Source organism: Bradyrhizobium sp. AZCC 1610 (assembly GCF_036924515.1).
Lineage (GTDB): Bacteria > Pseudomonadota > Alphaproteobacteria > Rhizobiales > Xanthobacteraceae > Bradyrhizobium.
The window spans coordinates 6,408,325-6,431,025 of sequence record NZ_JAZHRR010000001.1; the positions used below are offsets into that span (position 1 = coordinate 6,408,325).

The 22,701-nt window shown below is 60.0% G+C and carries 17 protein-coding genes and 3 pseudogenes; 13 read left to right on the forward strand and 7 right to left on the reverse strand.

Annotated elements, in window-relative coordinates; all coding sequences use genetic code 11:
- Positions 1-327 precede the first annotated feature (327 nt).
- Together V1279_RS31500 and V1279_RS31505 are read right to left on the reverse strand one after the other, a co-directional pair.
- Positions 328-1,724 (reverse strand): annotated as a pseudogene (locus V1279_RS31500) (IS1182 family transposase).
- A 646-nt stretch (positions 1,725-2,370) separates the two neighbouring features.
- Entirely contained in the window at positions 2,371-3,183 is an 813-nt protein-coding gene (locus tag V1279_RS31505) for a nickel-binding protein (protein WP_334444140.1), read from the reverse strand.
- A gap of 1,716 nt (positions 3,184-4,899) precedes the next feature.
- Between V1279_RS31505 and tnpA the strand changes: the two genes are divergently transcribed.
- From tnpA to tnpC, 3 genes are all read left to right on the forward strand, one after another.
- The gene (gene tnpA / locus V1279_RS31510; RefSeq protein ID WP_334433643.1) at positions 4,900-5,274 is read left to right on the forward strand and encodes an IS66-like element accessory protein TnpA; all 375 of its coding nucleotides are present in this window, start codon (positions 4,900-4,902) and stop codon (positions 5,272-5,274) included.
- The gene (gene tnpB, locus V1279_RS31515; RefSeq protein WP_334433644.1) at positions 5,271-5,618 is read left to right on the forward strand and encodes an IS66 family insertion sequence element accessory protein TnpB; all 348 of its coding nucleotides are present in this window, start codon (positions 5,271-5,273) and stop codon (positions 5,616-5,618) included. The genes tnpA and tnpB overlap by 4 nt, the downstream gene beginning before the upstream one ends.
- Positions 5,619-5,713: 95 nt before the next feature.
- Complete coding sequence (gene tnpC / locus V1279_RS31520; protein WP_334446238.1) at positions 5,714-7,330, forward strand: IS66 family transposase; 1,617 nt, start codon at positions 5,714-5,716, stop codon at positions 7,328-7,330.
- 101 nt (positions 7,331-7,431) lie between these two features.
- Here tnpC and V1279_RS31525 read toward each other — a convergent pair whose 3' ends face one another.
- Positions 7,432-7,869 carry a hypothetical protein gene (locus V1279_RS31525; protein ID WP_161855475.1) on the reverse strand — a complete coding sequence of 146 codons (438 nt, stop codon included), beginning with the start codon at positions 7,867-7,869 and terminating at the stop codon, positions 7,432-7,434.
- A 481-nt stretch (positions 7,870-8,350) separates the two neighbouring features.
- Between V1279_RS31525 and V1279_RS31530 the strand changes: the two genes are divergently transcribed.
- Positions 8,351-8,869, forward strand: a complete 519-nt coding sequence (locus tag V1279_RS31530) for a septal ring lytic transglycosylase RlpA family protein (protein ID WP_334444142.1) — start codon at positions 8,351-8,353, stop codon at positions 8,867-8,869.
- A 392-nt stretch (positions 8,870-9,261) separates the two neighbouring features.
- On the opposite strand, the gene V1279_RS31535 is transcribed toward V1279_RS31530, so the two are convergent.
- From V1279_RS31535 to V1279_RS31545, 3 genes are all read right to left on the reverse strand, one after another.
- Complete coding sequence (locus tag V1279_RS31535) at positions 9,262-10,293, reverse strand: IS110 family transposase (protein ID WP_334444144.1); 1,032 nt, start codon at positions 10,291-10,293, stop codon at positions 9,262-9,264.
- Between the two features lie 344 nt (positions 10,294-10,637).
- A complete protein-coding gene (locus tag V1279_RS31540) occupies positions 10,638-10,883 on the reverse strand; it encodes a DUF6894 family protein (RefSeq protein WP_334440626.1) in 246 nt (81 codons plus the stop codon).
- 435 nt (positions 10,884-11,318) lie between these two features.
- On the reverse strand, positions 11,319-11,735 hold the full coding sequence (locus tag V1279_RS31545) for a response regulator (RefSeq protein ID WP_334446645.1): 417 nt from the start codon (positions 11,733-11,735) through the stop codon (positions 11,319-11,321).
- 693 nt (positions 11,736-12,428) lie between these two features.
- Here V1279_RS31545 and V1279_RS31550 point away from each other — a divergent pair.
- The 3 genes and pseudogenes from V1279_RS31550 to V1279_RS31560 form a co-directional block, all read left to right on the forward strand.
- Positions 12,429-12,687: pseudogene (locus tag V1279_RS31550) on the forward strand (ATP dependent DNA ligase); the annotation flags it as partial.
- 185 nt (positions 12,688-12,872) lie between these two features.
- Entirely contained in the window at positions 12,873-13,166 is a 294-nt protein-coding gene (locus V1279_RS31555; RefSeq protein WP_334444146.1) for a putative quinol monooxygenase, read from the forward strand.
- Between the two features lie 218 nt (positions 13,167-13,384).
- Positions 13,385-14,746: an IS1182 family transposase gene (locus tag V1279_RS31560; protein ID WP_334444148.1), complete on the forward strand. Its 1,362-nt coding sequence runs from the start codon at positions 13,385-13,387 to the stop codon at positions 14,744-14,746.
- 148 nt (positions 14,747-14,894) lie between these two features.
- Here the strand turns inward: V1279_RS31560 and V1279_RS31565 are convergent, their stop codons facing one another.
- On the reverse strand, positions 14,895-15,815 hold the full coding sequence (locus V1279_RS31565) for a LysR family transcriptional regulator (RefSeq protein WP_334444151.1): 921 nt from the start codon (positions 15,813-15,815) through the stop codon (positions 14,895-14,897).
- 135 nt (positions 15,816-15,950) lie between these two features.
- Here V1279_RS31565 and V1279_RS31570 point away from each other — a divergent pair, with 135 nt between their 5' ends.
- From V1279_RS31570 to V1279_RS31595, 6 genes and pseudogenes are all read left to right on the forward strand, one after another.
- Entirely contained in the window at positions 15,951-16,913 is a 963-nt protein-coding gene (locus tag V1279_RS31570; protein ID WP_334444154.1) for a tripartite tricarboxylate transporter substrate-binding protein, read from the forward strand.
- Between the two features lie 38 nt (positions 16,914-16,951).
- Positions 16,952-18,112, forward strand: a complete 1,161-nt coding sequence (locus V1279_RS31575; RefSeq protein WP_334444157.1) for a mandelate racemase/muconate lactonizing enzyme family protein — start codon at positions 16,952-16,954, stop codon at positions 18,110-18,112.
- A gap of 118 nt (positions 18,113-18,230) precedes the next feature.
- Positions 18,231-19,295: an IS110 family transposase gene (locus V1279_RS31580; protein WP_334444159.1), complete on the forward strand. Its 1,065-nt coding sequence runs from the start codon at positions 18,231-18,233 to the stop codon at positions 19,293-19,295.
- 819 nt (positions 19,296-20,114) lie between these two features.
- The gene (locus V1279_RS31585; protein ID WP_334444161.1) at positions 20,115-20,309 is read left to right on the forward strand and encodes a hypothetical protein; all 195 of its coding nucleotides are present in this window, start codon (positions 20,115-20,117) and stop codon (positions 20,307-20,309) included.
- A gap of 383 nt (positions 20,310-20,692) precedes the next feature.
- Positions 20,693-21,010 (forward strand): hypothetical protein, encoded by a 318-nt coding sequence (locus V1279_RS31590; RefSeq protein ID WP_334444164.1) that lies wholly within the window; start codon positions 20,693-20,695, stop codon positions 21,008-21,010.
- A gap of 290 nt (positions 21,011-21,300) precedes the next feature.
- Positions 21,301-22,697, forward strand: a pseudogene (locus V1279_RS31595) (IS1182 family transposase).
- Positions 22,698-22,701: the final 4 nt, after the last annotated feature.

Sequence of the window (22,701 nt, forward strand, 5' to 3'; positions counted from 1 at the left end):
CACCCCCATCATCGCGGAACTAGCGCCTAGGCTAACACATCGATGGTGGCAAACTAGAAAGCCCAAACTCCCAGCGTAAATGTCAGCTTAACACCGTCATTTCTGCTTCCTCCGTTGGAGGTTTGCGGACGCCGGCCCCGTGCGCGGCGCCACCTTCATGGGGCCGGCATCCGAAAACCTTCACAAAAGCGGAAGCTGGCCCAACTGAACAGCATGTCCGTTCTACCCTCGATTGTGTTGCAAAACTCGTTTCTGTCTTTGGACAAGCTTGGCTTTTGAGTTTTGGCGATCTTTTGGCTCGGATGGTTCCGCGTTGGTTGTGGGTGTTCAGTAGGCGACTTCCAGAGGTGGCGGGGGACAGCAGGTTAGCTTGACCAGTCGCCTCAGGTTTTGCGCGATGGCTGTAAGCAGTACTTCGTCCCGGACGCCATTCAGGCCTCGCAGCCGAAGCCGGTCGAGCCTGAGAATGCGTTTCATATGAGCAAACCGCATCTCGACCTTTTTGCGCTCACGGTGCGACTGCTGGAAAGCTTCCGTATTGGCCAGCGCACGGACACGATCGCGCACATCCTCGTTGAGGTCGCGGGTAATTTTGCGCACGACCGCTGTCGTGCATTTGGGCTTCAAGGCGCAGCCAGAGCAGTCGCTCTTGCTGGCCCTGTAGTAGACGATGTGACCTTGATCGATGTTGCCAGTGCTGGTCAGCTCTGCGCCACCCGGACAAGCGTAAACATTGCGCTTCCGGTCGAAGGCGAAGTCGGCTCGGCTAAAGGTGCCATCGGGGCGGGCTGATTTGTCCCACACCGGAACGTGCGGCGTGATGTTGCGATCCACCAGCCATTTGAGCAGCCTGACCGCGCCGTAAGCCGTGTCACCTGCGAGCCTTTGGGGCCGCAGATCGAAGCGACGTTCAACACGGTCCACCATGGTCTGGGTGACAGCAATCTCCACTGCCCGGTTCGCGCGCGTGCCTACCGCATCGAGGATGATCCCGGCCTTGTTGTCGATCAGATAGTTCGCATCATAAGCAAAGAATGGGTCCACGCCCGGCCTGGTTACCCAAGTTGCTTGCGGGTCGGTGAGCGAGACTTCCTTGGGAGGCTTGCGTCGATGGCCGCCTTCATTTGAACCGCCGCCGTGTTCACCACCGTGCTCATCGCCACTTGCATCTAGGGCAGCGATGTACTCGCGAACCGCATGGGAGGCCTCTTCCGCCTTGGGCCATGCGATCGGCTGGTCGCCGGGGAGCCGCTTCATCTTGTCCACATCCGCCTTGATCAGGCTCGCGTCGATCGAGAACGCTTCGCCTCCGACGAGCCCCGCCGAAATGCACATTGCCACCACGCCCTCGAATACCCGGCGCAAGGCATCGCTCTCACGGAAGCGTTCGCGCAGCGCCCGGCAGAACACCGAATGATCAGGGATCTTGTCTTCGATCCCGAGCTTGCAAAACCACCGGTAGGCCAGATTGACCTGAACTTCAGCGCAGAGCCGCCGCTCGGACGAAGCGCAAATACGTAGCCCACAATCAGCATCCGGATCATGAGCACTGGATCAATCGAAGGCCGACCAGTGTGCGAGTAGAATATGGCGAGCTCGTCATGCACCCAGCTCAGGTCGAGCAAACCGTCGATTTGCCGTACCAGGTGATCCGGCGGCACGACCTTGTCGAGATCAAAGGAATAAAAGAACTGGCCCTGACCGCTCTCCTGCCGCCCTAACATCCGCCGCTCCCGCAAATGCCGTCTCATCAGACGGAATCACGGTTCGCGAGTCGCCTCAAGCGGAGTTTTGCAACACAATCCCCTCGACAGCAGACATCGGAGGAATGATGCCGCATGTCCGCTTGGGAGCCCTCAAGCCTGAGCACCATTGCCATCACTGCGGGGCGCAAATGCCCCACCTTCACCATGATTTGTGCGTACATCCGACCGCGCCTACTGGGCAGGGCCACGCCAATGACAGCTCAGTTCCATGAGACAACAGAAGCGGAGTTCGAGGTGCAGGTTCGCAACCTCGTGCGCCTCGTGTCAGCTTGCACCTTGGGGCTTTGGTCCTTTTCTGCGGGCCTGCTGATCGGGAGCTTTTTTCTGTTTTGAACAGTGTTGCAGGGGCCGTCAGCACAACAATTTCGCTGGCGCATTGATGAGTGACAATCCGAACCAGCTTCTCTGGCGCGAGCGCACCTATGAGGTGCGAATGGCCGGGGTGCCGGAGGGGTAATGCCCGCTTTGGCGTCGGTTTGGCCGGACCACCGTGACTTCCGGTCTACCCCGGTGAACGGACATTCTCAGGATAGGCGGGCATGTCTCAAAGGTGCCAACAGCGGACGTCGTCGCCTCATTCGACACGTCGTCGCAGTCGCGACAGTTAACGCCATTCGATTCCGTATACGTCAACAGGCTGCAGGAAGCCTTTGAGATGGCAGGGACCAATGTTTGTGACATGCGAGCGATCCCGGATGCGATCCTGAACGGCACTTGATACAAGAATGGCATCGGGCTCGGCCAACTGACACAAACGAGCAGCCAGTTGAACGGTCGCACCAAAAAGGTCATTGCTGTCCGCAATCGGTTCTCCGACGTCAATACCAATTCGCACCTGAAGCTTCTCCTTGCTTGCCAGATTGAAGGCTTCAAACGCTTGCTGGATGGCGCGGGCGCATTGCACGGAGGCGGCCGCGTCGGCGAAGGATGCCATGATGCCGTCGCCAGTGTGCTTCACCACATGCCCACCCTTGTCCTTCAATGCGCGGCGAACCAGCGCGTCATGTGCCCGAACCATCTCCACAGATCGAGCATCGCCAAGACGCTCTGTCATGCTGGTAGAGCCAACGATGTCGGTGAACATAATGGCCCGCAGCGCCGAATCGATTGTGACGTTGTTTGCCTCGCCGCTCGGTTCCGGATCGGACACTCGCCCCAGAAACGCCTGGACGGCTGAGAGGTCCACTTCGATCACATCTTTCGCCACTTCGCCATGAGCTTCGTCATGAACCCGCATCGCAGTTTGGATATCCGGTGCGTCAATGAGACAGAAGCCCGTGCCGCGCGATTCATCAAACCAATAGGTCAAGAAACGAACTCCGTATTGATCTTGCACTTCCAGGTCTTTTCGATGCGCCTCGGCGATATCGGAAGCTGTTAGGCCCGAGAGATCGTGTCGGTCGAGGAAAATTGGCACTGGCGTTGCTCCACCCGTTTCTTCAGACGGACTCGATTGAAATCTGCACTAAGCATGGTGTTTTCGCCGCAAGCGCCATTTAATGTAACAGCTTGGTAAAGCTTTGGAAGTCCAGGAAGGTCGAGCCGGGACAATTCCTTCAGCCCGATGTCCGTTGTGGGTCCAGGCTGTGTGAAAACGCCGTCAATGATATGATTCTCCCGCGATTTGCCGGAGGATTCGATGACGCGCCTTTTCGCTGGCGATGACCGCAGTTAGAGCACATTGTTTCCCGAGCGGTTAGATGACTAATTGGGCGAGGACAATCCGGTCCGGGCGATCGATGTGTTTGTCGATGAGCTTGATCTCGCCGCGCTGGGCTTTGGCGCTTGCGCAAGTCGGCGGCGGACTACTTGTTGAAAGCCATCGTCGACCTTGCCGGCATAGGCTAGGTTGTTCCCCTTGCGCCTTCGGACATCACACTCAACCCGGTGACGGCCTTTTCGCGAAGATGCTTCTTAGCGAAGGCCCGCAGAGGTCTACACGCGCGGAACTGCCAGTGTCGCCCGAGATATCTCCAAAGGAGATATGCCAGACGGTGTTCGGATAGCTGCCGGTGCACACCAAATGGGTCGTATCGTATGCGTAGTTGGCGCAGCGTTTGAGAGACTGCTTAGCCAGCGCGGCTTGATGATCAGGGCAGCTCAGGCCAGTTCTTTTGTCTTCGGCCCTGCCGGCATCGTCCTCGAAAAAGCAATCCCGCAACTGCGCTCTTGGCGCTCCGATTGCTTCCAATTAAGCCCTTTGTTCAGTATTGGGCAGACGTTGCAATCTTACGATGAGAAGTGCGGTTCCCGCCAGACCGATCAAGCTTCCGTCCGAGCGCGTTATGGCCCGACGTTTGTCTCGGCGTGACGTGACGAGCCTCTACACGCTCGTCGGAAGTCCACTGAAGAAAACTCTGAACAGCCGTTAATGGAACCGGAACGAAAGTCCTCAGCGCGGAATTGTTGTTGCGAGACCGTCGCCCGCCGTTACGAAACGGCGCATGTCGCGGATAGCCAAAGGTCTTTGGACCCGCTGTTCAAGAGCAAGCGCTCGCGCACGATAGCCAAAGGCGGCGGTCTCCATTCAATCCTGCAAGGTTGCTAGAACTGACCTTGGTGTCGGAGAACTGTTGTGCGAAACCCTGTTGACATTAACACCCGGCATAGTCGCGCGATCGTTCGAGAGATTGGCGAGAGACTAAGGTCATCATTAAAGGAAGATCGAGAGTTGCCCGCGAATTTCAAAATGCAAATCGAACGATTGCGCCAATCCGAACAAGAGGCGTTAGTGGCATTCGATCCTGCTCAATCAGCGACACGGCAGCATCGCAAAAGCCCGGCTGCCGTTTGGGACGTTCGGGCGAACGCAATAGGGCTGACCAAGAACTAGCCGCCTCCGGGCGGCTTTTTCTTTGCCACTAAGCGCTCTGGCGGAGCAGCCACATCGCGAACTACCCTCAGCTGGTCGAGCGGGTGTAGGCGAAGTCTGCCTTACCCATAAGAACGGACTACCGTGGGACGTGCCCATGTCTGTTTGTGCCAACAGCAGATGTCGCGTATTCCTCCGGCGAAGGCCGCCTTGCCTGAAATGATGTGACGGTGAAGACATAGGCGTATGACTGAGCATACGCCTATTCCGAAGACCTCTCGGCTTGACGTTATCTCGACGGGAGCCCGGCGCCGTTGGACATTGGACGCGAAGCACCGGATCGTGGCGGAGAGCTATAGCGGGCCACGGCTTGTGTCGGTGACGGCGCGGCGAAACGGGCTGTCCGCGAGCCAATTGTTCACGTGGCGCCGGCTGGCTCGGGAAGGCCGGCTTGTCGAGGCGGATGAGACCACAGTGTTTGCACCGGCGATTATCCGAGGCGAATCCCTGGCGGGCAGTCAGACGTCGGTGCCGGAACATGTCGTCCCTGCGGAGAACGTGCCATCTCCGTCCTGTCTGACCACGGCATCAGGCCGGATCGAGATCGTGCTGATGCACGGGCCTCGCGTGATCGTCGACACTGGTGTCGATGCGGCGGCGCTTCGCCGGGTTCTCGATGTGTTGGAGCGCCCATGATCCCACTTCCGCAGGGGGTGCGGGTCTGGCTCGCGACCGGCCACACCGATATGAGGAAGGGGTTTGCGAGCCTGTCGTTGCTGGTGCAGGAGGTGCTGCGGCGCGATCCGCTGAGCGGTCATCTGTTCTGCTTCCGGGGACGTCGGGGCGATCTGTTGAAGGTGATCTGGCACGACGGCCAAGGCGCGTGCCTGTTCACGAAGCGGCTGGAGCGAGGCCGCTTTTTGTGGCCGAGCGTGGCGGACGGCGCGATAACGATCTCTCCGGCGCAGCTCGGCTATCTGCTGTCGGGGATCGATTGGCGCCATCCGCAGGAAAGTTGGCGTCCGACGTCGGTGGGATGATGGATTTGGCTTGCAGGCGATGATGGATGTGATTCCATCGCCTTGTGAAACCCGCGTCTGAATCGCTTCCGTCCGATCTTGCTGCCGCCCACGCGATGATCCTCGCGGAGCGCGCCGCGCGAGTGGAAGCGGAAGCTGTTGCGGCGGGCGCCAAAGCCGAGGCGGCCACCGCTCAGGCGGACCTCTCCAGCCATGAAGCGCTGATCGCCCATCTGAAACTCCAGATCGAGAAGCTGCGGCGCGAACTCTACGGCAGCCGCTCGGAACGCACGGCGCGGCTTCTCGAACAGATGGAACTGCAACTGGAAGACCTGGAGGCCGCCGCAACCGAGGATGAACTGGCAGCGGAGAAAGCGGCGGCGCGAACGGAGACGGTCAAGTCGTTCGAGCGCAGGCGACCTTCGCGCAAACCCTTTCCCGAGCATTTGCCGCGTGAGCGCGTGGTGATTGCTGCGCCCGAGAATTGTCCCTGCTGCGGCTCGGCGAAGCTGTCGAAGCTCGGCGAGGACGTCACTGAGACGCTGGAGGTCGTTCCCAGGTCCTGGAAGGTGATCCAGACGGTGCGGGAGAGATTCTCCTGCCGGAGCTGCGAGACGATCGCGCAGCCACCGGCACCGTTCCATGTGACGCCGCGCGGCTTCGCTGGGCCGAACCTTCTGGCCATGATCCTGTTCGAGAAGTTCGGCCAGCACCAGCCGCTGAACCGGCAGAGCGAGCGATATGCCCGCGAGGGGATCGATCTGAGCGTATCGACACTGGCCGACCAGGTGGGCGCCTGCACGACGGTGCTGCAGCCACTCCACGCGCTGATCGAGGCCCATGTCCTGGCCGCGGAACGGTTGCACGGTGACGACACCACGATCCCGATCCTGGCGAAGGGCAAGACGGTCAAGGGGCACATCTGGACCTACGTCCGTGACGATCGTTCCTTCGGCAGTCGGGCACCGCCGGCGGCGCTGTATTACGCCTCGCGCGACCGACGGCACGAACATCCCGTCCGGCATCTTCGCGACTTCGCCGGCATTCTGCAGGCCGACGCTTATGACGGGTACAACGAGCTTTACGCGGCGTTCCGCTTGCCGGGGCCGATCACATCGGCGCTGTGTTGGGCGCACGCAAGGCGGCAGTTCTTCGAGTTGGCTGATATTGCCGCCAATGCCCGGCGTGGCAAGAAGGCAGCCGCGATCTCGCCTGTCGCGCTGGAGGCCGTCAGGCGCATCGATATGCTGTTTGATATCGAGCGCGGCATCAATGGCCTTGTCGCTGACGAGCGGCGGCGCGTCCGCAAGGAGCAGAGCGCCCCTCTTGTGACGGCCCTGGAAGCCTGGCTGCGGGAGGAGCGTGCCCGCCTGTCGCGCTCGGCCTCCGTTGTCGAGCCGATCGACTACATGCTCAAGCGTTGGGACCGGTTTGCGCGATTCATCGACGACGGCCGGATCTGCCTCACCAACAACGCGGCCGAACGCGCGCTGCGCGGCTTTGCTCTGGGACGCAAATCCTGGCTGTTCGCCGGCTCCGAACGCGGTGCCGATCGTGCCGCTGCCATGGCCACGCTAATCATGACGGCGAAGCTCAACGATATCGATCCGCTGGCCTGGCTTGCCGACGTACTCGGCCGCATCGCCGGCATCCCGCAGGGGCGGCTCCATGAGCTGCTGCCCTGGGAATGGAAACGCACGGCGTCAAATCCCGCCGCCGCTCAGGCAGCCTAACTATCACGTCGGGTCAAAACGGCATCGACGGGCTGCGCGATCTTCTGGCGTGGAATTGGAGTGTCGCACCCGAACGAACTGGGATGGCGGCATGATGCGCATCATCGCAGGCTGGCCGGCTCGACTGCGGTCTCGGCGTCCGCAGTATCGGCGTGGATAGCCTCCCGGATCAGCCGCTCCGTCGTCTGCTCGAAATAGAGCCAGAGGTCCGTGTGCAGGTCAGAAAACTGCCGCCACACCACGGTGTCGAAAAAGCGGCGCGGTGCCCTGACCATGATCGTCGTCGAGCGCTGCCGCGGATATCGGAACGGCCGAATGCCATAACGCCGGCACAAGGCGATGAACAATCGGACCGACCATTGGTCCGGCAAGCTGAACTTCATCTCGACGGCGGGATCGCGGCGGCAGGCCTCCTCGAGCTTGGCCTTCAGCCGCTCTGCCGCGGCTTCGGCGGCATCACGTTCTCCCGCAGTGGTCGCGCCGAAATATAGCGCTTCCACCTTCTTTAGCCGCTCCCGAAGCTGCTCTTCGATCAGCATAACCTCGCTCCTTGATAGAAACGAGGCCATCGCACGAACCGGCCGTCAATCGCGGAAAATACGCCGTCCACACATCATTGCACGGCCGGCCTGGAGTTCGGACCAGAGTCTCCCGCGGCCTTGGGCGGATGCTTACGATGTCGCGCGTGCAGTGAGGCCAGGAGTAATGCGTAATACATGGGGCGCCATCTAGGGTGTCGCGCTGCGCCGTGTCGTGGTTGATCTAAATCTGCGCTTCTCTTTGGGAGTGCGATGCGCAGCTGTCTCCGCGTCGCATCAGGAGCAACAAACTCTCAACTTACAATACCGAGTGAAATAGGCGTTTCTTGCTGCGGTGCGCCTAAGCATCAAACTATATGATAGTCGGGAAGCATTGGTATCTATTCACCTTTTACCGCCACGAGAATTGCTGCATGTGTAGGAACAGAGCCTCAAGAGTTTGCATTGTTCATTTGTTTTCCATTCGTTTGCGAGGCCGTCCATGCGTCTTATTTTTGGAATAGTCGCGATTGCGACAGTCCCGGCTTGGTTGTGCGTACATGTAGATTCTGCTGCAGCACAGACTTTCAATGATAGATGGTCTATCATTCCAAAAGCGCACGCAGAACCGGTTCCCGAGGTACTCGACCAGACCAGGCAAAATCCGCTAGAGCAACCTTCGACTGGAGGAGAGACCACTCGTCGTCCGGAAGATCGCTCAGCCCCTCGATCTTCAAACCGGGTTTTTTCCGGAAAAGCCTCTTACTATTCATATCCGACAGGAAAAACAGCGAGTGGTACGTCGTTCATTCGGGATTCACTGACCGCTGCCCACCGCAACCTGCCGTTCGGCACAAGAGTTCGTGTAACTGATCTTGCGAGCAGCAAGTCCGTAGTAGTTCGTATAACCGACCGGGGGCCATGGGTTCGCGGCCGCGTCCTTGACCTTTCGCTCGGCGCTGCGCGCAGTTTGGGAATTACGGACCGCGGCGTGGCCCAGGTTCGCGCTCAGGTACTTTAGCTTGTGGTCTGCTAGGGGAAGTCTCGTAGCAAGGAATGGAGAGACAAAGTATCAGGAGATGAGCCGCGGGTGCGTCATCCCTTCGATAGTAGTCTCCACCATGTCTCTTATGGGTCATGTGTGGACGACGCCCGCGTTGCAAGAAGAATCTGACGTTCGGCTTGCGGTCGGGTGCAAGTCATGTGTCCGGCCTGTTTGCGCGGCACCATGACCGCTGGCCCTGATGTAGTCCGCGGATCGGGTCCCAATCATTCGCACGGGCTTTGACGCCCATGACCCAGAAGCGGGTTGTCCCAATCGACGGCTCGACCGTTTCGCATCACGCCATCATCACCCTCGCAATTCGGTTGTCTTGCTCCGCCGTCGCCTCAGGCTCCCATTGCCAAGCCTCTTCAGGCGGCTGCAGCAAGCTCCGGCGCTCGATAGTATCCTCCCTTGGCCATGATCGCCCAAGCGATGCGCGCCATCTTGTTGGCAACCGCAACGGCGACGAGCTTGGCCGGCTTCTTGGCCAGCAGCCTCATGACCCAAGGATGCTTTTGCGGCTGCTGCCGGGCGTGTCGAACAACGGCTGTTGCACCGATGACGAGCAACCGTCGGAGATAGCGATCTCCTTGCTTGGAGATGCCGCCGAGCCGCTCCTTGCCCCCCGTCGAATGCTGCCGCGGCACAAGTCCGATCCATGCCGCAAAATCCCGACCGGATTTGAAGTCACTCGGGTCTGTGACAGTAGAAGCAATGGCCGTGGCCCCGATCACGCCTATCCCGGGCACGGTCTCGAGGCGGCAGCTCATGTCATTGGCACGATGATGGGCGTGAATGGCGCGATCCAGAGTCCCGATTTGCAATTCCAGAGCAGCGAGTTGATCGACGATGGCCTGCAGCGCCTGTTTCATCGCAGATGGAAGAGCTTCGCGGTTACTTTCGTCCGTGATGATCGCGGCGAGCTGCGCGAGACCATCGCGCCCCGTCTCCGCAACGAGGCCGAACTCGGCAAGGTGGGCTCGGAGCGCATTGATCAGCTGCGTGCGCTGACGGATTAAAAGATCCCGCGTTCGATGCAACATCAGCAAGGCTTGCTGATCGGCCGACTTGATCGGCACGAACCGCATTGATGGGCGTGTCACGGCCTCACAGATGGCGGCTGCGTCGGCAGCATCGTTTTTCGACCGTTTGACATAGCCCTTCACGTAACTCGGCGGCATCAGACGCACGGTGTGACCGAGCTTGGAGACTTCACGCGCCCAATAATGAGCGGTTCCGCAGGCTTCCATGCCGACCAGGCAAGGGGGAATCTTGCTAAAGAAGTCAATGACCTGCTTGCGCCGCAACTGACGAGTGATGACGATCTTGCCCGCACTATCCACGCCGTGCACTTGGAACACGTTCTTGGCGAGATCAACGCCGATGGTGCTAACCTGCATGTGGACGACCCCCTCCGGTGATTCGTTGTTGAACGATCACCCTTTGGCACATTCGATGCCGGGAGCGGGCGTCGTCCACCACATCATTCGCGTCGATTTTGACATATCCGCCACATGTCCGGTTATGGCAAATCTCGGACATGGTTCGCACCGAGGTTGTCCACGCAATGGGATGTGAGCTGTGATCACGGGATCAGCGGTTCTTCGATCCAATCATGGTGCCGGGTCGGAAGCCGCTGGTCACGCTCCGCGACGCCGCGCAGTACATCATCAAATTGCCGAAGGCCGAGCGCGAATTGCCCGCATACTGTGAGCGAGATATCCCGAAAGGGCGCTGAACGCGCTTACTTGTTGAACGGCGCGGGCAGAACCGCTGCGAGCGATATGGTGTCGAGCGCTCGACCTTCATCATCTGCGATAACGAAAGCCTCCGGAACCGTTTGCTTACCGCTCTTGATTGCTTCGACCAAAAGTTCACGGGCAGTTAGCATAGCCTCGCGCTTAGCCGCAGAAAGATCCGGTAAATCCATTCCTTCGTCATCGGATGTTAGTTCGTCGCCCGCACGGAGGTGAAAATAAAATCGTCCCATGGCGAGCCTCACATTGATCAGGCAAAAGACTAATCAATGTCGTCCGGTTCGTCTGTCTGGCCGCCGACAAGCCTGCCAAATTTGTGAGAACCACGGACATCGGCGGGCGCGGCGCTAAGGTCCCCGCCGCGCGGCGCGCGATGTCCGCATACATCAACGCGGGCCGTGGCTTGCCCCAGATCAATACGCGCCCGCCGATCTATGCTCTAGCGTTCATTCGAGCATCGACCGAGCGGCACGGAGGGGTGCTGTTGAGGTTTTTGCCAGAGGCCCGGATACCCTCATCCGGGCCTCGCGCGCATTTGCGCAGGAACGACAGCCAACAGCGCCGCGTTATCAGATCGGGCCGCCAACCCCGAGCGGCCTGGCACGGTTCCGTCCCAAAGCCCCCAGCCCCACTATCCGAGGCGGGACCGTGCACGCAGCGGGCCTTGCTCATTTGGCCTCGGAAGCCGAGGGTGGGGCCATGCTTTGATTTTGGCTTGCGCTATTTAGAAGCTGGGAAGCGGCGGTGACAAGCTGCGCGGGCGCAAACGGCTTTTGCAGCAGGATGCTGTTGGGGACGCCTTGCGACGCCCAATCGTCCGCAGCCGCGCCCGTCATGTAGACGACCGGAAAGGCAGGGTCTTTTTCCCTGATCTGTCTCGCCACCTCCCAACCGCTCAATCTGCCCTTCAAGCTAACGTCGGTGACGAGCGCCTTATAGTTCTTGCTCCCGCTCTTGAACAAGGTCAGGGCTTCTTCCGCTGAGGAGAGAATATCGGTTTCAAAACCGCCTTCGGTTAGCGCATCTTCGACAATGTCTTGCACCGGATACTCGTCCTCGATGACGAGGATTAGGGGCTTGGACACGTTTCGCTCGGGTGCTGGAGGGATCGCTTGACACGGGGTTACCAACGCCAGCCCCTTTGGTTCCATAGAAATGTTGAACAAAACGGGCACGCTGACGATTGCGTGCCCCGCGTTGCGAGCCAGTGCGCCCTAGATCAGTCCTATGACGATGAATGCAGCGATCTCGATCAGGACTGCGGTTCCTAGAGTGACAACGGCAAGAAAAGCATCAATTGGCCGTAGGAACATGGCTCGCCTCGCAGTTTTGCGAAGCCCCGAGACCCATGAACTAAATTCACCTAGGCAAAAAAGGTTGCGGTTCCGAACGCGGGAGGCGTCAGGCAGCGGCAAAATCGATCTCATTGCCAATTCCGGAACGGCTACGATGCAACGCGCGCGGGGGAAGCGCCCTTTTGGCAAACGGCGTCCACCCTCAAACGCCAAACGAGTGCCTGATCTGTCGCAGCATCGACATGGCCGCGTCGGTATACCGACCATGGGTGAGATACTGATCTAGCTGCGATGCACCAAGCAGCACCAAGGCTGCAATCACGAAGCCCCTGAGCAAAGTGGGCCTCCTATGAGAGACGCTGGTCGGGTTAAAGCATTTCGGAATTCGCTGTCGCTCGTCGCGCTCTATCTGCAATGGCGGTATGCTGACAAACAACCAGTAACAATCCCTTAAGGAGCGGCTCGCAGCGGCATTCGGGGATCATCTATCTCGCCCGCCGCAAGGGCAACGACCTGATCTATGCGGGTAAGGTCGATCACGGCTTCGACAAGGCATCCGCTGCCGATCTGCGCAAACGACTGACGCCGCTGATCCGCAAGACACAGCCCTACGCAAAGAGGATTGCACACAAGGGCATCTGGGATGGAGCCGGAGTTGTTGGCCGAAATCGAGTACCGGGCGAAGTCCGCAGAAGGCACGGTGCGGCATCCGTTCTTCAAGGGCCTAAGGGACGATCTATGAACTGGGGCCGGACAATTAGACGCACAGCCGCTACGATAGGCGGGGCATGCGCCGCAGCCGCGGTATTTTATTTGGCGGCCCGGCTCGTCGTTTTCGAGACGTAAGAACCTCTGGCATTGGCTGACGTCCGCTTTGAGCGCACACTACATAAGTGGCGCATCGCCTAGCGAGAAGGGGATGAACATATGGCCAAACTAGCAATCGTGGCAACCATCAAGACCACCCCGGGCAAGCGGAACGAATACCTGAAACACCTAAAGGCTCACGCTCAGCGTTGCTTGGCGACCGAACCCGGCACCTTGAAGTTCGAAATCCTCGTGCCGCAGAAGGAAGCCGACACGATCATGCTGTACGAGGTCTATGCCAGCCCGGAAGCATTTGAGATGCACTGGAAGGGCCTGTCCATGCAGCAGGCCAAGCAGGACACGACCGACCTGCAGGTTAGCCTCAGCGGCGTGCCTTGCGATTTCGTCGAATGAGCGACAATTCCTAGACTAGGAGGCTGAGCATCACATCGATACTTTGGCAAAGAACATCGTAACGGCACCGCTACCGCATTTCCGCTTTACCCCGATGGCGGACATCGACCATCGCCGGATCGATGTCCGTTTTGTGCCGATTGTGTTGAAAAACTCGGCCGTTGAAGCCGAGCGGACTCGCTGATTCACTCCGTCCGTTGGGCGGGAGAGCCGAATCGATGATGGGTCAGCGGCAGATTGATCAGGCGGCGCTGTTCTACGAGTTCTCGCTTGAGCGACACGTTCCTGTTAGCCACCTGCTGAGATCGATCGACCGGTTCGTCGATTTATCGGACATCCGACGGCACCTGGAGCCATTCTACAGCTGCACTGGCCGGCCTTCGATTGATCCCGAACTGCTCGTGCGGATGCTGTTAGTTGGCTACTGCTACGGCATCCGCTCCGAACGACGCTTGTGCGAGGAAGTGCACTTGAACCTCGCTTACCGGTGGTTCTGTCGGCTCGGTCTTGAGGGCGAGGTGCCGGACCACTCGACCTTCTCCAAGAACAGGCATGGCCGCTTCCGGGACTGCGATCTGCTGCGAAAGCTGTTCGAGACGGTGGTCCAGCGCTGCATCGCAGAAGGATTAGTCGACGGCGTCGCCTTTGCGGTCGATGCCAGCTTGATTGCCGCCGACGCTAACAAGCAGCGCGCTGTTGCTGGAACTGATGAGGTTGACTGGGAGACCATTGCGAGGACGCGCCGATCCGTCCGGGAGTATCTCGATACGTTGGATGAAGCGGCCTGGGGCGCGGCGAGCGACACAGTACCGAAGTTCATTGCCAAGTCGGACCCAGCCGCGCAATGGACCGGCGCTCACAAAGGACATGCCTTCTTTGCCTACGCCAACAACTATCTGATCGACCTGAAGGTCGCGATCATCGTCGACGTCGAGGCGACGCGAGCGATCCGGCAGGCCGAGGTCGGTGCGGCGCGCACCATGATTGAGCGTACCGAAGAGCGCCTTGAACTCCGTCCCGAGCGCGTTGTAGCCGACACTGCCTACGGGACAGCGGAGATGCTGGGGTGGTTGGTCAACGAGCGCGCGATCGAGCCGCACATTCCGGTCTTCGATAAATCAGGGCGTGCCGACGGGACGTTCTCTCGGGAAGACTTCGCCTACGATCAACAGAGCGACGTTTACATCTGCCCAGCTGGCAAGGTGCTGACTTCCACCGGCACCCTTGTGAACGATGGGACAACGCTGCTCTACCGGGCCAGCAAACATGACTGCGACACTTGCGAACTCAAGCCCCGGTGTTGTCCGAAGATGCCCTCCCGCAAGGTCCCACGTTCAATCCACGAAAAGGCTCGAGACGTTGCGCGCGAAATCGCCAAGACCAATGCCTACGTGACGTCGCGGCGCGAACGGAAGAAGATCGAAATGCTCTTCGCGCACCTCAAGCGCATCCTGCGCCTCGACCGCCTCAGGCTGAAAGGCCCATTGGGTGCTCGAGACGAGTTCCTCCTGGCGGCCACCGCCCAAAATCTCCGGAAGCTCGCAAAGCTGATCCCGAGCCCTGCGTTGCAGCCCGCCTAAAGCACAGTAGAGCCCGCGCGCGCCTGCCTCTCGGCATCGTTGCGAACGGCCTATTGGCCGACTTTTTCAACACAATCTGCCAGAAGCGGACGCTGGACCGCTTCTTTACCCGTTGGAATGTGCTCCGAACGGCGTGCGCGATACGAGACTATTTAGAGCGACCCGACCGACGCGGTTGAATGCCTTCGGAAGAAGACAGACTCTGAACCAACAATTGCGCCGGTAGGCTCAGGCCTTTCTCACGCACTAAAACGACGAACTGGCGCTTGGCCCATTTATCGCTGAGGGGGATCACCTTGAGCCCTAGCGCCTGCTGAATCGCGCTCGCCTCCTCAGCGGGTACAATCGCCACTGCCAATTGGGCCGCCACGATCCGGTAAGCGGCGTCCACGGTCGAGACCTGGATGCGGTAGCGCATCTGCTTGCCGGCGGCGGCCGCAGCACTGCGCTGGGTCGTCTGCATGATGCTGCGAGCGACGATGTCGACATGCTCGTAGTCAATCGTGTCGACGAAGGAGACAGAACGTTTTCTCGCCAATGGATGGGCGGGATGGACGACTACCGCAAGATGGTCGCGGTGATATGGCAAGGTCCGCAGGCCGCGCATGTCGACGGCGTCCCAACACACTCCGATATCGGCGCGCCCTTCCTCAACGCCGCGCACCACTTCCCAGATTTCGCGCTCCTCCAGGCTGACGCGTACGTCGAGATAGCGTTGCGCGAACAGGCTGATATCTTCCGGCAGGAATTGCGCCACCGCCGATTTACTGCCGAAGACACGCACGTGACCTTGCACTCCCTCGGCAAACGCTCCCAGTTCTGCCTGCATCCGGTCGAGCAATTGCAGCGATTCCCGCGCATAGCGGCACAGCACCTCCCCCGCCGCCGTCACCGCAACGCCGCGCCTGCCGCGTTCGAGCAAGGTGACGCCTGCGGCTTCCTCCATCTGGCTGATGCGCTTGCTCACCGCGGACGGCACGATCGCCTCGCGCCGGGCGGCTACGGCGATGTTGCGTTCCTCGCAGACCGCGATGAACAGCCGCAACGAAACGGGATCGAAATTTCGCATGATCTGTCCTGCCGTCAGATTTAGACATCTTTTATGGGAATAGCTGAGGTGAGAATTTACCATTTCTGAGATGGCTGACAAGTCGGCCGTTTCATCTACATTGCGTGGATCAAAAAATGATCCTGGGAGATATTCATGCGTGCGGTTGTGTGTGCTTCTTTGCTGTTCTTGACGGCGTCTGCGGCGATCGCCCAGGATTTCCCCAAGCGGCCCATCACCATGATCGTGCCTTTTGCCGCCGGAGGCCCTACCGACACCGTGGCGCGCGTGACGGCCGAGAACATGGGCCGTCTGCTCGGGCAGCAGGTGATTGTCGAGAACGTCGCCGGCGCGGGCGGCACTCTGGGCAGCAATCGGGTCGTCCGTGCTGAGCCTGACGGCTATACGCTTCTACTTCATCATCTCGGACTGGCCACAGCCGTCACGCTGTATCGGAAGCTTCCGTTCGATCCGACCACCGACCTGAAGCCTGTCGGCGTCGTGTCCGATGCCAACATGGCAATCATTGCGCGCCCGGACTACGCCCCGAATACGCTGGCCGAAGTCATTGCAGACATCAAGGCCCGAGGCGATCACGTCACCTTCGCGCATTCGGGCCTGGGTGCGGCGTCGCAGCTTTGCGGTATGCTATTCATGGCGGCTGTTCAGAAGCAGATGAACGTCGTTCCATTCCGCGGAGGCGGCCCGGTTCTTCAGGCGCTGATGGGGAAGCAGATAGATCTTGGGTGCGAACAAGCCACGACCGCCGCGCCGCTGGTCCAGGCCAACAGCGTGAAGTCTTACGCCGTCACCAGCGCCAAGCGGCTGCCATCGATGCCTAACGTGCCCACCTCGGCCGAGGCCGGCCTGACTGGCATGGAGATCAGCGTTTGGCACGGTATCTATGTGCCGGCGAAAACGCCCGATCCTATCGTGCAGGTGCTAACCAAAGCCTTGGCCGAGGCGCTCAAAAGTCCGGCGCTGGCCGGCAGGTTCGCGGATATCGCGACCGATCCGACGCCGGATAAGGCAACGCCGCAAATCCTTCGTGAAACGCTGAAGAGCGAGATTGACCGCTGGCGTCCGATGATCACCGCAGTCGGCCAATACGCCGATTAAGCTTCCGCCCTCCATCCTCCGATACGGACATCCTTCTCATGCGCATTGTCGACATCCGGGAGCGTACCGCTCCGATATCTTCTCCCATCGCCAACGCCTTCATCGACTTTTCGAAGATGACGCTGAGTCTGGTTGCCGTGGTCACCGACGTCATCCGCGATGGCCGGCCAGTCATCGGCTACGGTTTCAACTCGAACGGTCGCTACGGGCAGGGAGGGTTGATCCGCGAGCGTTTCGCGCCGCGCGTGCTGACGGCTGCGCCGGACAGCCTGCTTGACGAAGGTGGCCTTCTGGATCCCAGCAAAATCTGGGCGGCCATGTTCACTAACGAGAAGCCGGGCGGACATGGCGAGCGTTCGGTCGCCATCGGCACGATCGATATGGCGGTGTGGGACGCCGTCGCCAAGATTGCGAGCAAGCCCCTGTTTCGACTCTTGGCGGAACGCGCCAAAGTGCAGGCCAACCCGCGTGTCTTCGTCTATGCGGCCGGCGGTTACTACTATCCAGGCAAGGGCCTCGAAGGCCTGGCAGCGGAGATGAAAGGGTATCTCGACCGCGGCTACACGGTCGTGAAGATGAAGATCGGCGGTGCGCCGCTGGCTGACGACTGCAAGCGCATCGAAACCGTTTTGAAAATGTTACCTGCGGGCTGCAAGCTCGCCGTCGACGCCAACGGCCGCTTCGATCTCGATACTGCGGTGGCTTATGCGAAGGCGCTGCGCCAATACGATCTGTTTTGGTACGAGGAAGCTGGCGATCCGCTGGATTATGAGTTGCAAGCGAAGCTGGCCGAGCACTATCCCGGCCCGATGGCCACCGGCGAAAACTTGTTCTCGATGCAGGATGCCCGCAACCTGATCCGCTACGGCGGCATGCGGCCAGATCGGGACTGGCTGCAGTTCGACTGCGCGCTGAGCTACGGGCTGGTCGAGTATTTGCGCACGCTGGAAATGTTGAAGAGCTACGGCTGGTCGTGGAGCCGCTGCATTCCACACGGCGGACACCAAATGTCGCTCAACATCGCAGCGGGGCTCGGGCTCGGCGGTAATGAATCATATCCCGATCTGTTCCAACCGTATGGGGGATTCCCGGATGGGGTACGGGTGGAAGCCGGGCATATCACCATGCCGGAGCTTCCTGGCATCGGCTTCGAAGGCAAGTCCGACCTGATTACCGAAATGCGAAGCCTAGCGTCGTAAGGAGCCCCGCGAAATATGTAGCCCGCGCCCTTGGTCCGCTAATGGAATGGTCCGGCCGTGCTCCGGCCCCTGCCAGTACGAGAAACTGGCAAGGGGCGCTCAAGACGAGGAGCACGCCATGTCTCAGAAACTCAACGCAGCGATCGCCGTGATCGGCATCGATATCGGCAAGAACTCGTTCCACCTCGTGGGTCATGATGACCGCGGCGCCATCGTGCTGCGGCAGAAGTGGTCACGCGGCCAGGTGGAAACGCGGCTCGCCAACCTGCCGCCGTGCTTGATCGGTATGGAAGCCTGCGTCGGCGCACATCATCTCAGTCGCAGGCTCCAAATGCTTGGCCACGACGCCCGCCTGATGCCGGCGAAATACGTGCGCCCCTATTCGAAGGGACAGAAGAATGACTTCCGAGATGCAGAAGCCATCGCCGAGGCGGTGCAACGCCCGACCATGAAATTCGTCGCGACCAAGACCGCCGATCAGCTCGACCTTCAGGCGCTGCACCGCGTCCGAGAGCGGTTGGTCGGTCAGCGGACTGGCGTCATCAATCAGATCCGTGCGTTCCTGCTGGAGCGGGGCATCGCCGTGCGGCAAGGCCTGCATTCCCTGCGATCCGAGTTGCGGGGTATCCTCGCGACGCGCACCGATGTGCTCTCGCCTCGCATGTTGCGCATCGTCGAGGATCTGGCGGGCGACTGGCGTCGGCTCGATGCGCGGATCGAGGGGCTATCTAGCGAGATCGAAACGCTGGCCCGTCAAGATCAGGCCTGCAAGCGACTGATGACGGTGCCCGGCATTGGCCCGCTTATCTCGAGCGCAATGGTGGCCGCGATCGGCACCGGAGAGGTGTTCTCGAAAGGCCGCGACTTCGGCGCCTGGCTTGGACTGGTGCCGAAGCAGATCTCCACCGGCGACCGCACGATCCTCGGCAAGATATCAAGGCGCGGCAATCGCTACCTGCGCGCGCTGTTCGTGCAAGCCGCGTGGGTCGTGCTGGTGAGGGTCAAGTGTTTGGAGCGCTATGGCCTCAAATCTTGGATCGAAGCCGCCAAGAAACGATTGCACCACAACGTGCTGGCGATTGCGCTCGCCAACAAGCTCGCCCGGATCGCGTGGGCGGTTCTCAACAAGGGACGCGCCTTCGAATGCGTCAAGACGGAGGAGACGGCGTGCCGACCTGCCTGATCGTCGCGCCGTGCTCGGGGCCGTCAAGGCGCAGCCTGGCCGTGGCAGAGCAAGACGTCAGGACAGCACGACGGCCGGCCTTGACGGCCCTTGCGCGCGGCGCGTCTGCGCGCGCAGGCCGGGACGAAGGAACGACCGCCAGGCACGAACAAAGGAACAGCGCGAAGTGAGGAGCTATCGATGACGTAACCAACATCCCTTACCCGCCGAGGTCTGCGAGAGGATGAGACGACGATGGAGGATCGGTCTTCCCGGCGCATGCGAACACTGGTGACCCAAATGGCCCATTCGAGGCCTGTCCGCTAATCAGCTCGCATGCGCGCTGATATCCATGATGGCCCGGAGCACCACATGCTCCAATCAGAGGCCGGATACATTGATGCAAGACCGCATCTGCCAGGTTGACGAAACCTCTTGCAACGCGCGGCCGGACCATACATTTGGGTCAATCGCGCTGTCCTGACGCTAGGCCGACGACTTCCGGTCTACGCAGCTAAGCAGACAATCTCAGAGCCGGTAGGCACTTCGCAAAAGTGCCATGAGCGATCGTCGGACGAGTGGGGAGAGTAGTCGCCTTGCGACCTGAGGCGGTCATTGACTTAGGCTATGGAGCAGCGCTTACGCTCCGCCCAGATACCGGATCGAGCGGTCGAGAACAGCGCCTGAAGCCAATGGGCCTGAGCACCGGCGCCGCTCTGGCATCGTTGCTAAGACTGTTCGACGTTTGCAAATCCGATCGGGAGGAACCACCTCGTGTCTGTGGACGTTTCCCTGCATCCCTCATTTCGAGCGAGGGACAACCTCAAGCAGGAGGTTCAGATGTCCATACGCATAGCGACGGCAGCAGCATTCGCCCTTACCTTCGCTTCGCCGGCGCTTGCTGATTGCAACCAAGAACTGAAGGCGCTCGAACAGAATGTTGTTTCCGCGGGGTCGGGCGCGAGCACGAGCGAAGCGGGTGCCGGCGACGAAGCACCAAGAGGAGCTTCTGGCCGGCAAGCAAAAGAGCGGTGAGCCTGAAACCACCGGATCAACGGCGGGAGCTGTGGAGCCCACTTCACCGCTTCACCGCATCAGGAGCAGGTTACCGGCAAACGCAGCACTCAGAGTGCCGCACATGCCAGCCAACTGATGGCCGAAGCCCGCAAGATGTCCGAGGCTGGCGGCGAACAAGGGTGCATGAAAAAAAGTGGCAGAACTCAAGGACACCCTCGGAGTTAAGTGAGCGCCAGTTTTGCCGGATTATTTTCAGCCATGCCTTTGGCTGGCGCTCCCGCGGACGCGATACCGCGGCGCATGATCAGGCGCAGCATCGTCTTGCCCGACTTACCCCACTGGAGACATTACGGGTGGTTCGCGGATGGCACTAATCTACAACTCTAGCATAGGAGAGCACCATGAAGAAAATTGTCCTTTCAGTTCTTGGAGCAACCGCCCTGCTGTCGACCGCGGCGGTTGCGGCTCCCATGAACCCCGCTGCAATCCAATCGGCTGAGGGATTGAATATCGATCAGGTTCGACTTGTGTGTAACGAATACGGACGCTGCTACCGAGTTCGCGGTCCCCGTTATATTTATGGCGACGACGGCTATTATGTGCGTCGTAGCTATGGCTACCACGGCGGCGGCCCTGGATACTACGAGGGCGGTCCGGGTTACGGTTATTATGGCGGCGGCCCGAGCATTGGGTTCAGTTTCGGCAGCCGTGGCTGGTAATAGAATAGAGAACGATTAGCCGCTCCTCGGGGCGGCTTTTCTTTTGTCACCCAATGAGATGGGGCGCTGCCGCGATAGCGGTTTAGTGCAGTATAGATTTTGCGACCCAATGTTTTGCGACGGAACAGCGACCGTTCATCAAAAGGCACGACTTCCGGTATGGGGTCATTCGGAAGTCCGGGCGCGCAACTGGCAGTCCGCTTTACCCTCGATTGTGTTGCAAAACTCCGCTTGAGGCGACTCGCGAACCGTGATTCCGTCTGATGAGACGGCATTTGCGGGAGCGGCGGATGTTAGGGCGGCAGGAGAGCGGTCAGGGCCAGTTCTTTTATTCCTTTGATCTCGACAAGGTCGTGCCGCCGGATCACCTGGTACGGCAAATCGACGGTTTGCTCGACCTGAGCTGGGTGCATGACGAGCTCGCCATATTCTACTCGCACACTGGTCGGCCTTCGATTGATCCAGTGCTCATGATCCGGATGCTGATTGTGGGCTACGTATTTGCGCTTCGTCCGAGCGGCGGCTCTGCGCTGAAGTTCAGGTCAATCTGGCCTACCGGTGGTTTTGCAAGCTCGGGATCGAAGACAAGATCCCTGATCATTCGGTGTTCTGCCGGGCGCTGCGCGAACGCTTCCGTGAGAGCGATGCCTTGCGCCGGGTATTCGAGGGCGTGGTGGCAATGTGCATTTCGGCGGGGCTCGTCGGAGGCGAAGCGTTCTCGATCGACGCGAGCCTGATCAAGGCGGATGTGGACAAGATGAAGCGGCTCCCCGGCGACCAGCCGATCGCATGGCCCAAGGCGGAAGAGGCCTCCCATGCGGTTCGCGAGTACATCGCTGCCCTAGATGCAAGTGGCGATGAGCACGGTGGTGAACACGGCGGCGGTTCAAATGAAGGCGGCCATCGACGCAAGCCTCCCAAGGAAGTCTCGCTCACCGACCCGCAAGCAACTTGGGTAACCAGGCCGGGCGTGGACCCATTCTTTGCTTATGATGCGAACTATCTGATCGACAACAAGGCCGGGATCATCCTCGATGCGGTAGGCACGCGCGCGAACCGGGCAGTGGAGATTGCTGTCACCCAGACCATGGTGGACCGTGTTGAACGTCGCTTCGATCTGCGGCCCCAAAGGCTCGCAGGTGACACGGCTTACGGCGCGGTCAGGCTGCTCAAATGGCTGGTGGATCGCAACATCACGCCGCACGTTCCGGTGTGGGACAAATCAGCCCGCCCCGATGGCACCTTTAGCCGAGCCGACTTCGCCTTCGACCGGAAGCGCAATGTTTACGCTTGTCCGGGTGGCGCAGAGCTGACCAGCACTGGCAACATCGATCAAGGTCACATCGTCTACTACAGGGCCAGCAAGAGCGACTGCTCTGGCTGCGCCTTGAAGCCCAAATGCACGACAGCGGTCGTGCGCAAAATTACCCGCGACCTCAACGAGGATGTGCGCGATCGTGTCCGTGCGCTGGCCAATACGGAAGCTTTCCAGCAGTCGCACCGTGAGCGCAAAAAGGTCGAGATGCGGTTTGCTCATATGAAACGCATTCTCAGGCTCGACCGGCTTCGGCTGCGAGGCCTGAATGGCGTCCGGGACGAAGTACTGCTTACAGCCATCGCGCAAAACCTGAGGCGACTGGTCAAGCTAACCTGCTGTCCCCCGCCACCTCTGGAAGTCGCCTACTGAACAC